The sequence below is a fragment of the Mesorhizobium sp. B2-1-3A genome (assembly GCF_006442655.1).
GTDB lineage: Bacteria > Pseudomonadota > Alphaproteobacteria > Rhizobiales > Rhizobiaceae > Mesorhizobium.
Map to the genome: position 1 here is coordinate 883,571 of NZ_VFWK01000002.1, position 13,408 is coordinate 896,978.

The following is a 13,408-nucleotide window of genomic DNA, read 5'->3' on the forward strand; positions in this document are numbered from 1 at the left end:
CCACAGCGGCAAGCAATCGAAAAAAGCGCTTCACAGCTTGCCCTGCTCATCTCCCCATGGAGCGATTGCCCCATTTGCCCTAGTGTCTCAAACAGGCGCATCGATTTTCGTCAAGAGCTGGCTGGGCTGGCGGCCTTGGTTGCGCCAGGGAATGAACCGGACAGAGGCGCCACCTATCCCTTGCTTCCGATCGGTCGCCTTGGCCATGCCGCGAAATAGCTGTACGCAGAAATCAGGAACGGAACAGACCATTCGGAAGCAGGGACGGACGCCAAATGGCGCGAATCAAGATTGTCCATACGACCGAGTACACCTACCGCAATCCGGTCGGCCTTCTGCGTCACCGGCTGATGGTGCGACCCGACGACAGCCACGATTTGAGACTGCATCGCGCCGATCTCAAGATTGAGCCGGAGCCAGCCTCCATCCACTGGAAGCACGACACATTCGACAATTCCATCTGTTTCGTCGAATGGCCCGAAACGCTCAGGACCAAGCGCCTAAGCATCGTCTCGACGCTGGACTTGACGCATCATCCCGAAGGTCCGCCGCTCCCGCAATACAGCCTCGAGCCCGCGGCCGAAAAATTCCCGCTGTCCTACGACCAGGGCGAAACCGCTGATCTGGGGCGTCTGGTCGAACTGCAAATGCCGGACACGGACCGCAAGGTCGAGGCCTGGGCGCGACGCGTGGTCGCCGAGGCCGGCAGCACGGACACGTTGAAGGTATTGGAGGCGATGACCCGCGCCATCCAGCAGCAATTCCGCTACGGCGCCCGCCATGAGGAAGGCACGCAGACAGCCGCCCAGACAATCGAGCTCGGCACCGGTACCTGCCGCGACTTCGCTGTCCTGATGATGGAGGCGCTGCGAAGCTTCGGCCTGGCCACCCGCTTCGTCACCGGGTACCTCTACGACGACACCTCCGGCACGACGCGCGGAGGCGGTAGCACGCACGCCTGGTGCGGTGTCTATCTTCCGGGCGCCGGCTGGGTCGAGTACGACCCGACCAACGGGCTGGTCGCGGGCGCCAACCTGATCCGCGTGGGAGTGACCCGCGAAGCCTCGCAGGCCCTTCCAATCTCGGGAGGCTTTGTCGGCAGCGCCGGAGATCCGACCGGCATGCATGTCGACGTATCGGTCTCCGCGGTTCCGATACGCTGAAGCATCTGCCGTCGAAGGCAGTCTTCCCTGGTGTCGGTGCATAAGCCTTGCTGGCGGGAATCCCGACTCTCGGATAGCCTTCCACTTGAACGAACGCCTTCCATTCCGCCGCCGACCGCCAACAACGAGCCAAGATACCTTCAATCGAGGACATCGCCCGCGCGGGTTGGCTGCCATTGAACAGGGACGCAAGATGAATGCAGAACTCGGGCTTGTCCTTGCCCTGCTGGTCTCCGCGATTGTCATGTTCGCGGTCAACAAGCCAAGGTTGGACGCCGTCGCGCTTATCATGCTGGTGGCGCTGCCTTTTACCGGCGTGCTGTCGATGGGAGAGGCGCTGGCGGGCTTCAGCGATCCGAACATCGTCCTCATCGCGGCTCTTTTTGTCATCGGCGACGGATTGGTGCGCACAGGTGTCGCTCAGCAGCTCGGCGACTGGCTCATTGCAAGAGCGGGATCAAACGAGCTCCGGCTGACCGTGCTCCTCATGCTGGTCGTCTGCTCGCTGGGGGCGACGATGAGTTCGACGGCGGTAACCGCGATCTTCATTCCCGTCGTACTGCGTATTTCGCAAAGCACCGGCATAGGCCCGGGACGGCTGATGATGCCGCTCAGCTTCGCTGCCCTCATCAGCGGCATGATGACCCTGGTGGCCACCGCGCCCAACCTCGTCGTCAACAGCGAGCTCGAGCGGCACGGCGTGCCAGGCTTCGGCTTCTTCAGTTTCACACCTTTCGGCCTTCCGGTTCTTGGTCTTGCGGTTCTGTACATGATCTTTGCCCGACGCTGGCTGCCTGGCGAAAACGAGCCGAAAGCGCCCCAACAGGCAACGTTCGGGGCGTGGGTGGAGGAATACAGGCTTGCTCACCGAGAGCGGCGGGTGAAGATTTCCGACCGGTCTCCCTTGGTCGGAAAGAATTTGGAGCAGTTGGACCTGCCAAGCACATCGGGCGCCAACATCCTGGCGATCGAGCGTAGTCACAAGTTCCGAAAGGAAATTCTCAGGCCTACCGTCAATACGGAATTGCAGGCCGGCGACATTCTCCTGATCGACCTGACGGCTCCCGGCGGTCAATTCGACGAGCTCCAGGCGCGGATGGCCCTGGAAGACCTGCCATTGAGCGGCGGCTATTTCGCGGATCGATCGCAAGAGATCGGCATGGCGGAGACCATCGTGCCGCCGACGTCGGAACTCATCGGCAAGACGGTGGTGGAGGCCGATCTGCGGACGCGGTTCGGGTTGACGGCCGTCGGCCTGAACCGCGGCGACGGCCCGCACACGGACAATCTCCTGGCCGAGAGGCTTCAGACCGGTGATACGTTGCTGGTGATCGGATCCTGGAAGGAAATCGAGCGGTATCGGACCGATACGAAAGATCTTGTGGTCATCAAATTGCCCGTCGAGATCGAGCAACGGCTTCCAGTCCCCGGAAAGTCATTGCACGCGGTGATTTGCCTGCTTTTCGTCATCGGCCTGATGGTCAGCGGCATCGTGCCGAATGTGCAGGCGGCCCTCATCGGCTGCCTTCTCATGGGCGTGCTCGGCTGCGTCGACTTCGCGAGCGCCTATCGATCGATCGACTGGAAAACGATCATCCTGATCGTCGGCATGTTGCCGTTTTCCGTCGCCCTGGAGCGAACGGGTGGCGTCGACCTGGCGGCGGAAGGCCTGAAGACACTCACCGCCGGGGCCGGAAACAGCATTGTCCTTGCCATGCTCTTCGCCATCACGGCTGCCCTGGGCATGTTCATCTCGAACACCGCAACCGCGGTGCTGATGGCTCCGGTCGCCCTTGCCGTGGCCCATGAATTGGGTGTGTCCCCCTATCCATTCGCCATGACCGTCGCGCTGGCGGCCTCGACAGCCTTCATGACGCCGGTTTCCTCGCCCGTGAACACGCTGGTGGTCGCGCCGGGGCGCTACTCGTTCGGGGATTTCGTCCGCATCGGCGTCCCCTTCTCCTTCATCGTCCTGATCGTGAGCGTGATCCTGGTTCCGCTGCTCCTGCCTTTTTGAGGTGGAGTGGGGCACGATTTGGAAGTCCGCGCCCGCGTCGGCGCCCGCCCGACCGTCGAGGCCACCGCGTGCGACATACTGGCGGAGATGGATGTCGCCGGCAAAGTCTCGGCCAAGACGCTAGTCCTGCACCGCACCGGCGACCGCGCCGTGTGGGTTGAGGCCGGGCGGTATCTGGCGGCAAGGATAGCAGGGGTGCGGTTTGTCGAGGTGGAGGGAAGGATCCCTGGATCTGGGTGGGGGAGCAGGGGGCTGGAGGGGATTGGGCGGATGGTGCGGGTGGTTGAGAGGCGGGGCGAAGTTGGCCATCAGCCGACGCTTGCTTAACAGCAAGAAGCAAGCCTAGGGTCGGACTTAAATAAGTGTGTTGTGGGCCGAGACGTCGCGCGCCCACGCTAATTCAAGGTCCGCTCTGCGCCTGATGTAAGCCGTTGAAGTCAGCTTTTCCATTTTCCGCAAGCGGTCATTGAGTGCGATTGCTGGAGTCGGATTTTGGACGAAGATGATTGTCGCAGACAACCCGGATTTACCTATCCCGTCGCTTTTGGCGCGGCAAAATAAGCTACCACCAGCGTCAGTACGGTCAGAATCCCGGCAACGACGCTGGCCGCTGTAATGCCACCAGCGTAGAGGGCGGCTGTGCCTGCCCAGCCGACCGACGAAAACCCTTCGGCGAATGTAGCGATCCGCGAGGAGGTCTGGCGACGATGAAATTGGGCACGCCGCGCCTGCGCGCGGAACCAAAGCTGGATCATCGTCGCCGAGATCGCGGCCAGTGCCGAGCCGGCTGCCAGAACCAGCGCGTGTCGCGTCGAAACCATTGCGAAAGCCAGGACGAATGGGGCGATGACGACTATGATTGCGCGCAAAACCGCCTCGACCTTTGCGCGTATGATGCTTGTCGCGGTCACCGGCGCGGTTGCCACCAGATCGGGTGCATCCTCACCGGAAATGGCAAGCCAGGCAAGGCCGCCGGCCAACTGCCCGGATGCCATCACCAGCACGGGGATGATCAGAACCAGAGCGTCCGTGCCGTGGCCATAACTCTTCCACAGCAATATCGCGGGTGGCAGCATGTAAAGCAGCTGCATCAGGCTTTGCGATATGAGCCAAGGATCGCGAAGCAACAATGTCCATTCCTTTGAACGCAAGGCGTGTCCCGGCGACATCAGACGAAACGACGCCGCCTTGCCTTGGCGGATCAAACCGCTCTCGCCAATGTTGGCGGTGAGCGCCGTGTAGCGCACGAAACGCCATGAGAAAACTGCAATGGCGGCGGCGGCCAAAGCCACCGCACATCCAAGCACCCAGGCCAGCCTCACGCCGTCGCCAAGCGCGGCCCTCGCCGGCCACCACACCAGGCTGTCCTCGGGCGGCGAAAGCGCGATGACCCACTCGTCCCGCAAGACCGCCAGTTGCGAGAGCGTGTCGGTCGTGAAGATAGCGATGACCTGCAGAGATATGACGAACAGCGCGCCGACGATCGCGGCCACAAACTGGGCGGCAAATCGGGTGCGCCGTGGGCCGACGACGTTGAACAAAAACGCCGTCAGCGTGATGGCCAAGGTGGCAGCAACGCATCCCGTCGCGAACACCACGCCATAGGCGGCCAGCCATTGAGCCCCCAGGCGCCAAGCCAGCACGTTGATGAAAGGCGATGCGATCACCATCGCCATCGTGGCGATCGAAATCGCGATCATAGACAGGCGCACGACAAAGACCCGCCGTAGCGCCACCGGGGATGAATGCAGCAATTCCAGATCGGCGCGGGCATACAGCACGCGGGTCGCCGCCTCCATCGCCTGCGAGGTCATCAGGAAGAAATAGAGCAGCACACCGCTGGTCAGCAGGAGATAGTTGGCGCGCGAAACGGGAAAATCGGCGGCGGTGAAACGTCCAACCACAAACAGCGCAAAGGCATGCGCGAGCAGCACGCCGACTATCAAGAATATACCTAACTTGCGCGAACGCCCCTTCTTGCCCGCAGTGAAGAGATAAAACCAGTCGCGCCACGAGAGGCGCAATTCATGTGCCGCCAGCCAACCGATCGTTGCGGGACGGGCGATCGTTGCGGGATGGGCGCTCATGCCGCTTCGGCCACCAGAGCCAGGAAGGTATCTTCCAGGGTTCCCACCCCATGGCCGGCCTGCCGCCGCAGTTGCTCGAAAGTGCCCTCGGCGATCAGCCTACCCTTGGCAATGACTCCGATGCGCTCAGCCATGCGTTCGGCCACCTCCAGAATGTGCGTCGTCATTATGACCGTTGCGCCGGCATCGACGCGTTCGCGCAACACCCGCTTGACCTGACGCGCCGAGCCGGCATCAAGGCCGGTCAGCGGCTCGTCGAGGATGATGATTTCCGGGTCATGGACCAATGCTCCGGCCAACGCCACCTTCTGTCGCATGCCCTTCGAAAAGCCGCTGCAATGCGTGTGTGCATACGGTGTCAGGTCCAGCAGATCGAACAGCTGCCTTGCCCGTTCCTGTGCCGTGCTTGCCTTGACGCTCCACAGACCGGCGACGAATTCGAGATATTCGAATGGCGTGAGCTTGTCGTAGATCATCGGTTCGTCCGATATCCAGGCAATGATGCGTTTGGCTTCAATGGGGCTTCGGAGCGCGTCGCGACCTGCAATGGTGATCGTTCCCGCATCCGGTTGCAGCAGCCCTGCTACCATGCGCAGCGTCGTTGTCTTTCCGGCGCCATTTGGGCCAAGAAGGCCGTAAAACTCGCCCGCCCTGACGGTCAGGTCGAGGCCAGCCACCGCAGGCTTGTCGAAGCTTTTGTAGAGCCCACGAATTTCGAGCGCGTTCGCAATCGTCGTCTCAGCGGCCATGGCAATCTCCAGTGGATGGAGTTGGTAGCCCGGCAACGGTTTCCCAGGGGTGAAGGCCGCACCTGCGCGTGAGCCACCGTGTCCCATTGGTTAACGAACGGTAATCGGACCCCGTGCACGCGAGGGGCGGTCACAGCGCCAGTGCCGCGGCGACCCGTTCCTGGAAATACTGCACTCCCCGCTCATGCCGCCCCGAAAGCGGGCCTGAGCTATAGGCCCCCGCGGCATAGTTGCGATGCGTATCGGCGCAGATGGTGTAGTCCTCGCGCACCACGGCCAGGGTGCCTTGCACGGATTTCGCCCTGCTCTCGGATGCTTCCGCGGAGGTGTCGGCAAAGAAGAAATGGTAGTGCTGGTCTGTGTGATGCGGTGAGGTCGGGTTGATCCGGCTAACGTTCATGCCGCCGTCGAAAAGCGACAGCGTCCAGTTCGGCCACATCCAAAGCCATTTGCCGCGATAGAACAGACCGTCTTTCGGCGGTGCGGTCATCCGGACATAACCGGGATGGGCGGTGGTCTGGAAAGCTTCGAAGTCGATGGCAGCGTAGAACGAGGGATGCGTGCCAGGGATGTGGTAGCCTTCGACGAAATTGTCGGTGTAGATCTTCCAGTTCGCCGCAAAGCTGACAGTGGCCTGATCGGTGGCGGCATAGGTCTCCAACGGCTCGTCCGCCAGTTCGGCGGGCAGGGAGCCAAGTTGATCCAGAAGACTTTCCTTCGGGTCCAATGCCGCGAAGAGCAGCCCGCGCCATTCGGACAACTGCACCGTCTCCAGCGGCCAGTCTTCGGCGATGATCGCGGGATCCTTGCCATACCATGGGGCCTGCACCAGCCGTCCGGTGTCGGCAAAGGACCATTTGTGATAGGGACAAACGATCAGCCCACATTTGCCCGCGCCATCGGCCAGAAGTTTCGCCCCCCGGTGGCGGCAGACGTTCTTAAATCCGCGCAAGGTCCCGTCCCGGCCCCGGATGGCGAAGACCGGCGTGCCGGCGATGTCGATCGCAAGGTATTGACCTGATGTCGCGACCGAGGCGACAGGCCCCATGAACTGCCAGGTGCGCGCGAAGATGTCGCGCCGTTCCTGCTGCCAGATATCATCGCGGACATAAAGCGACGGGTCCAGGTTCAGGTATTGCACGGGCGGAGTGTCTGATGGCGTGTGGTCGAGTCGCAAGGCATCTGGCGTCATAGGCTAACCTCAAGTTGCGGCAATCCTGTCGTAAGCGGAGCGACATCGCAAGTCGGATGCCTTACCGCAGCACAGGTTCTGGGCCGACTTCGAGCCCAGTTCGTCGTCCGCCTGATGAACGGCGGTATCAGAATGGTGCGGTTCGCTCGCGAACGACGAGGATGGGGTCGGTTGCCGAATGGGAGCTATCCGCCGAGCGCGACCGAAACCCGACAGTCAGCAGCCCGCCTCGCTGCGGCCATTAACTCATCCTCCCTACCGTTCCTCCACAATCCGCAGATACGCCGCCGTGACAAACAGCACGATCAGCCCGAACAAGATCCGCCGTGCCCCTTCCGGCATCTGCAAAATCGTCAGCAGCGTCGTCAGCACGGTCAGGATCAGGGCGCCGATGATGGTGCCGGTGTAGCCGCCGCGGCCGCCGAAGATGGAGGTGCCGCCGATGACGGCGGCGGCGACCGAGGGCAGCACCAGGGGTTCGGCGAGCGAGAGCGATGGGGCCTTGATCAGGCCGATATAGAGCAGGCCGGTTATGCCGGCGAGCACGCTCGATGTGATGTAGAGCGCGGTGATGACCTGCCAGTATTGCACGCCCGAAAGGCGGGTCGCGCGCTCATTGTCGCCGACAGCGTAGAGCAGGCGGCCGAAACCGGTGCGGGCCAGCGTGAAGACGATCAGCGCTGCCAGCGGCACGTAGAGCAGCAGCGCGTTGGGGAAGCTGAAACCGATGCCTGCGTCGGTCAGCCACTGGCGCGCCGCCTCCGATGGCACCCATGCATCCGGCAGGCGGGTGACGCCGGTGCCGAGCCAGGCCAGGAAGTCGGGGATCTTGGCGCCCGACGCGATCACCGTGCGCTGGTAGACCTGCAGGCAGCCGGTGCCGATCAGGCTGGTGCCCAGCGTCATGATCAGCGGGTGGACACGGAAGACGCCGACGCCGATGCCGTTGACGAGGCCGATCAGTACCGCTGGCATCATCGCCAGCAGGAAGGCGATGGCCGGATCCTGGTTGACGATCTGCGTCGCCATGATGAAGGCGCTCATCGTCGCCACCGTGCCGACCGACAGGTCGATGCCGCCGGTCAGCATGGTCATGGTCTGGCAGCCGGCCAGGATCGCCAGCGGAATGGCAAACTTGATGGTGTTGGCGATCCAGCGCTCGTTGACGATGCCGGGGCGCAGGATCTGCAGGATCACCACCAGGATAACGAGCAGGATGATCAGCGGCACCAGCGGCCGGTCGGCCATGAAGCGCTTCAGGCGGCGGCCGAAGGGGACGGGGGTGATCGCGGTGGTGCTCATGGGGTTTGCCCGATGTTCTGGGAGGGTAGCGCGCTACGCTCTATATTTCTCTCTCCCATCATTGCCGCCCCCGCATGGTGATGAACGCTCCGAACATCACGACCGCGACCATGATCAGGCCCTCGATGATGGCGGTGACGTTGGGGTCGATGGCAAGCAGCGTGAGATCGGTGCGCACCAGGCGCAGCACGAAGACGGCGATGATCGGGCCGAGCAGGCCGCCCTTGCCGCCGCCGAGCGCCACGCCGCCCAGCACGACCGCGGCGACGCTGGCCAAGAGATAGGGGCCGGGGATGGGCGCGCCGATGCCGGTGCTCATGGTCAGCGCCAGCCCGCCGAAGGCGGCGAAGAGGCCCGACAGCGCATAGGCGATGATGCGGGTGCGCTTGACCGGCACGCCTGAGCGGAACGCGGCCAGTTCGCTGGAGCCGATGGCGTAGATGGAGAGGCCGAGGCGCGAGCGCCGCAGCGGTATCCAGATGATGGCGAGGCAGACGACGAGCACCAGCAGCGCCTTGGGCAGCCAGGCGTCGATGGCGTCGGTCAGGCCGGGGATCGGCACGGTGCCGGAGATCAACGCCTTCAGCCATTCGGCCGCGGCACCGCCTGGCGCGTCGAGCACCAGAAGGGCCGCGCCCTGCAGCACGAACAGCATGGCGAGCGTCACGACGATGTCGGGCACGCGGGTGACGACGATCAGGAGGCCATTGAGCGCGCCGAGCACGAAACCCATGGCGAGCACGAAGGGCACGACAAACAGCGCGTATTCTTCCGACGCGCCCGCCATCATCGAGGCGGCGGTGACGCTGGTCAGCGCCATCATGGCGGCGACCGACAGGTCGATGCCGCCGGCGATGACCACCACCGTTTGCGCGGCGACGGCGAAAGCGTAGGGCAGCACGGCCCGCGCCAGCGAGCCGAAATCGCCGCTGCCATAGCCGGGCTGGATAAGCTTGGTGGCGATGAACAGGACGACGAGGAGAGCGAACAGGCCGATGACCCAGCCCTGGCGGCGCAGGAAATGGTTCATGGCGCCGTCCCCGAAGACGGGGACTGGGGATCCGCCAGGATGCCGACATCGGCTTTGGCGCCGCGCGGCAGGCCATAGGCGGCGCGCATCAGCGCCGGTTCGTCGGCCTCCTCGACCGGGAAGATGTCGACCAGGCGGCCGCCGAAGATGACAATCACGCGGTCGCAGACGCGCTGCACCTCTTCGAGCTCCGAGGTGTAGAACAGCACCGACTTGCCGTGGCCGGCGAGCTCGCGCAGCAGCTTGTAGATCTCCTGCTTGGTGCCGACATCGATGCCGCGCGTCGGGTCGAAGCACAGGATGGTGCGGGCGTCGGCCGCGATCCAGCGGGCAATTGTCACCTTCTGCTGGTTGCCGCCGGACAGGCGCTGCACCTCGCCTTGCGCGCGGGTGTCGATCTGCAGCCGCTCGATGGCGCTGAGCACCTTGGCGCGCTCGCGGCGCATGGGAATGGGGCCCCAGTTGCGCAGCGCGGCGCTGAAGGGCAGGGCGATGTTCTCACGCACTGAGCGCTGCATGGCGAGCGCCTCGGAACGGTCGCCCGGCACATAGGCGATGCCCGACCGGATGGCGTCGATCGGATGGGAGAATTTCACCTGTTGGCCATCGACCTCGATCGTGCCGCCGGAGGGCCGGATCGAGCCGGCAAGGGCGGAAAACAGTTCGTCCTGGCCCTGGCCTTCCAGCGCCACCACGCCGGCGACCTCGCCATCCCCGAGATCGAAGGAGACGTCGTTGAGCTTGGTGCCGACGCGCAGGTTCTTCACGGCGATGCGCGGCCGGGCAGGGGCGGGCGCGGCCTTCTCGGCGGCACTGCGGGCGGCGACATGGGTCTTGACGATGCGGGTGCCGAGCATCAGCTCGACGATCTTTTCCTCGACGCCGGGCACGATGTCGACGACGCCGACGGTCTCGCCGTCGCGCAGCACCGTGGCGCGGTCGCAGAGCGCCGATATCTCGACGAAGCGGTGCGAGATGAAGATCACGGCGCGGCCGGCGTCGCCCTGGCGGCGCACCACTTCGAGCACCTTTTCGGCGAGGTTGGCCGGGAGTGCGGCCGTCATCTCGTCGAGCAGCAGCACATCGGGCTCGACGGCCAGCGCGCGGGCAAGGTCAAGCACGCGCAGCACGGCCAGCGGAATGTCGCGCGCGGTGTCGCGCAAGTCGAGGTCGGCTATGCCGAGCTCGCGCACCCAGGCGCGGAACGGCTCGACCGGCGTGCCGGTGAGCCGCAGATTGGACAGAACGTCGAGATCGGGGATCAGCGACGGCTCCTGGTAGACCGGCAGCAGCCCGGCGCGGCGGGCGGCGGCGGGCGAGCGTATGTCGCGCGCCTCGCCCCGGATCAGGATGCGCCCGGCATTGGCCGAGATCGCCCCGGTCAGGATCTTCACCAGCGTCGACTTGCCGGCGCCATTGGCGCCCATCAGCGCATGCACCTCGCCCGGCAGCACGGAGAGCGACGCGTTGCGCAGTGCGGCTACCGCGCCGTAATTCTTGGCGACGCCTGACGCGTCGAGGAGGGGGCTTTGCTGTTGAGGGCTTGTCGTCAAAAGGTGTTGCTCTCGATTCGGAAACTATCTGCGCTCTACGGCGCCCCCCTCTGTCCTGCCGGACATCTCCCCCACTTGGGGGGAGATTGGCAGCTTCGGCGCCGGCCCTCGTCTTGCGACGTTGAAAATTAGCGAAAGCCGAGATGACAGCCAATCTCCCCCCAAGTGGGGGAGATGTCCGGCAGGACAGAGGGGGGCGCCGTAGAGCGCTAATCTGAGGAACGAGGACGGCAGTTCGCCGTCCTCGCTACACAATCAAAGCCCCACTTACTCCCCCGGGCCCTTGCAGGCCACGATCTGGTCCTTCGTATACGTCGTCCAGTCCGGGATCGAGATCGAGACCGGCCATTCGGGGCTGAGCGACGGGTCGGCGGCGGCCTTCAGCTTGGCCTTGCCTTCCTCGGTGGCGTTTTCCCACAGCTGCGGGTCGACCAGCACGGTCTGCTGTGCCGGCTTCTTGCCGTCGAGGATCTGCAGGGCCAGCGTCACGCCCGCGCCGCCGATCGAGCCGGGGTTGGTGACGGCAGCGCCGACGAGGCCCTTGACCGAGCTCAGCTGGCCGACGAAGCCGGCATTGTCGGCGCCGACCACCGGCACCAAAGGCGCCTGCGATTCAACCAGCGCGTCGACGATGACGTTGTCGATGCCCGACGTCCAGACGCCGTTGAACGGCGTGCCGGTGGCGAGGAAAGACAGCATCTGCTGCTTGGCCTGGTCCTGCTGCCAGCCGGTGAAGACTTCCTGGGCGACCTTCACATCGGGGAATTCGGCCAGCGCCTTCTTGAAGCCTTTGTCACGATCGCTGTCGGCGGAAGCGCCGGCGGCGCCGCGCATGTAGAACACCTCGCCCTTGCCGCCCATCTGCTGGAACAGCCACTTGGCACCGAGATAGGCATACTGCTCCTGGTTGTTGGAGATGATGTAGGCCGACGGTTCGGTGACCGCCTGGTCGACGGCGACGACGACGATGCCGGCCTTGGTGGCTTCTTCCAGGCCTGCCTTGATGCCGGCCGGATCGGCGGGGTTGACGACGATGGCGTCGACCTTGGCGCTGATCAGGTTGCGGATGTCTTCCAACTGGCCGGCGGCATCGGTGTTGCGGTGGGCGATGTTGAGCTTGGTGACTTCGCCCGAAGCCAGCGCCTGCGCCTTCATGGCGCAGACCATCTCCTCGCGCCAGCCATTGCCCTGCACGGTGTTGGAAATGCCGATCGTGTATTTGCCGGCGGCCGACGAGACGCCCACCGAGGCCAGCAAGGCCGCGCCCGCAAGCAGCGGGACCATGGTCAGGATTTTCTTCATTTCAGTACTCCTCCACATTGTTTTTCAGTTTCAGTTCAACCTGTTAGAACACGCCGCTGACAAAGTGAGTCATGCGGCGCGCGCTCGTTCATTTGACGAAGGGACGCAGCACGTCGCGGGCGAGCAGGAAACCGCGCTTCACCTGGTCGTCGCTGCCTTCAAATCGCCTGTCCTCGTGTTCGATGATGACGGATCCATCATAACCGGCGCGGTAAAGGCCGGAGAAGAAGCCGCTCCAGTCGACATCGCCCAACCCCGGCATGCGCGGCACCTGCCAGCCTATGCCAGCCGAAAGGATTCCGCGCTCGTACAAACCATCATGATCAATCATCAGGTCCTTGGCGTGGACATGCAGCATGTAGGGGCCGAACTCCCTGATGAAGCGGGCCTGGTCGATCATCTGCCAGACGAGGTGCGAGGGGTCGAAATTCATGCCGACATCGCCGCCCCAGGCCTCCAGGATGCGGCGCCAGACCTGCGGCGAATAGGCGATGTTGTGCCCGCCCGGCCACTCGTCATGGCTGAAGATCATCGGGCAGTTCTCGAAAGCGAGTTTCACCCCGTGCCCACGCGCATAGGCGACGATCTCGGGCCAGATCTTCAGCGCGTCCTGCCAGTTGACGTCGACGGTCTTGGACGCATCGCCGCCGCAGAAGGTGTTGACGACCGGCACGCCCATATTGGCGGCCAGCACGATCACCTTCTTCAGATGGCCGATGACCGCCTCGCGGTGCGCGGCATCCGGGTGCAGCGGGTTGGGATAGTAGCCGAGGCCTGATACAGCGAGGTTCTTCTGCGCCAGCGAGGCAACGATTTCCTTGGCCTGCGCGGGGGAGGTGCCATCCGCATCGATGTGGCTGGTGCCGGCATAGCGGCGGGTGGCGCCAGATGTTTTCGGCCAGCAGGCGATTTCCAACGCCTCGAAGCCGACGGAACTCGCCCAGCCGGCAACCTCGCCAAGCGGCGTCTGCGCGAACGGTGCCGTAAGCACACCAAGTTTCATCATGCCTCCC

Annotated in this window: 11 protein-coding genes; 3 read left to right on the top strand and 8 right to left on the bottom strand. The window is 64.0% G+C overall.

The genetic code is table 11. The features are described 5' to 3' along the window. Positions 1 to 275: 275 nt before the first annotated feature. The 3 genes from FJ977_RS10840 to FJ977_RS36250 all read left to right on the top strand — a co-directional run bounded on the left by FJ977_RS10840 (position 276) and on the right by FJ977_RS36250 (position 3,507). On the top strand, positions 276 to 1,163 hold the full coding sequence (locus FJ977_RS10840; RefSeq protein WP_140771167.1) for a transglutaminase family protein: 888 nt from the start codon (positions 276 to 278) through the stop codon (positions 1,161 to 1,163). Between the two features lie 85 nt (positions 1,164 to 1,248). Beyond that, positions 1,249 to 3,180: an SLC13 family permease gene (locus FJ977_RS10845; protein WP_246682912.1), complete on the top strand. Its 1,932-nt coding sequence runs from the start codon at positions 1,249 to 1,251 to the stop codon at positions 3,178 to 3,180. Positions 3,181 to 3,198: 18 nt separating this feature from the next. After that, on the top strand, positions 3,199 to 3,507 hold the full coding sequence (locus tag FJ977_RS36250; RefSeq protein ID WP_246682913.1) for a hypothetical protein: 309 nt from the start codon (positions 3,199 to 3,201) through the stop codon (positions 3,505 to 3,507). A 203-nt stretch (positions 3,508 to 3,710) separates the two neighbouring features. Here the strand turns inward: FJ977_RS36250 and FJ977_RS10855 are convergent, their stop codons facing one another. The 8 genes from FJ977_RS10855 to FJ977_RS10890 form a co-directional block, all read right to left on the bottom strand. Beyond that, the gene (locus tag FJ977_RS10855; protein ID WP_140771169.1) at positions 3,711 to 5,267 is read right to left on the bottom strand and encodes a permease; all 1,557 of its coding nucleotides are present in this window, start codon (positions 5,265 to 5,267) and stop codon (positions 3,711 to 3,713) included. Beyond that, positions 5,264 to 6,016, bottom strand: a complete 753-nt coding sequence (locus FJ977_RS10860; protein WP_140771171.1) for an ABC transporter ATP-binding protein — start codon at positions 6,014 to 6,016, stop codon at positions 5,264 to 5,266. The genes FJ977_RS10855 and FJ977_RS10860 overlap by 4 nt, the downstream gene beginning before the upstream one ends. A 130-nt stretch (positions 6,017 to 6,146) precedes the next feature. Continuing rightward, positions 6,147 to 7,157 carry an aromatic ring-hydroxylating dioxygenase subunit alpha gene (locus FJ977_RS10865; RefSeq protein ID WP_181179745.1) on the bottom strand — a complete coding sequence of 337 codons (1,011 nt, stop codon included), beginning with the start codon at positions 7,155 to 7,157 and terminating at the stop codon, positions 6,147 to 6,149. Between the two features lie 306 nt (positions 7,158 to 7,463). Next, the gene (locus FJ977_RS10870; protein ID WP_140771175.1) at positions 7,464 to 8,510 is read right to left on the bottom strand and encodes an ABC transporter permease; all 1,047 of its coding nucleotides are present in this window, start codon (positions 8,508 to 8,510) and stop codon (positions 7,464 to 7,466) included. A gap of 58 nt (positions 8,511 to 8,568) precedes the next feature. Next, positions 8,569 to 9,540, bottom strand: coding sequence for an ABC transporter permease (locus FJ977_RS10875; RefSeq protein WP_140771177.1), 972 nt, complete (start codon positions 9,538 to 9,540; stop codon positions 8,569 to 8,571). Further along, on the bottom strand, positions 9,537 to 11,093 hold the full coding sequence (locus FJ977_RS10880; protein WP_140771179.1) for a sugar ABC transporter ATP-binding protein: 1,557 nt from the start codon (positions 11,091 to 11,093) through the stop codon (positions 9,537 to 9,539). The genes FJ977_RS10875 and FJ977_RS10880 overlap by 4 nt, the downstream gene beginning before the upstream one ends. 267 nt (positions 11,094 to 11,360) lie before the next feature. Further along, entirely contained in the window at positions 11,361 to 12,395 is a 1,035-nt protein-coding gene (locus tag FJ977_RS10885) for an ABC transporter substrate-binding protein (RefSeq protein WP_140771181.1), read from the bottom strand. A gap of 88 nt (positions 12,396 to 12,483) precedes the next feature. Continuing rightward, a complete protein-coding gene (locus FJ977_RS10890; protein ID WP_140771183.1) occupies positions 12,484 to 13,398 on the bottom strand; it encodes a sugar phosphate isomerase/epimerase in 915 nt (304 codons plus the stop codon). Between the last annotated feature and the right edge of the window lie 10 nt (positions 13,399 to 13,408).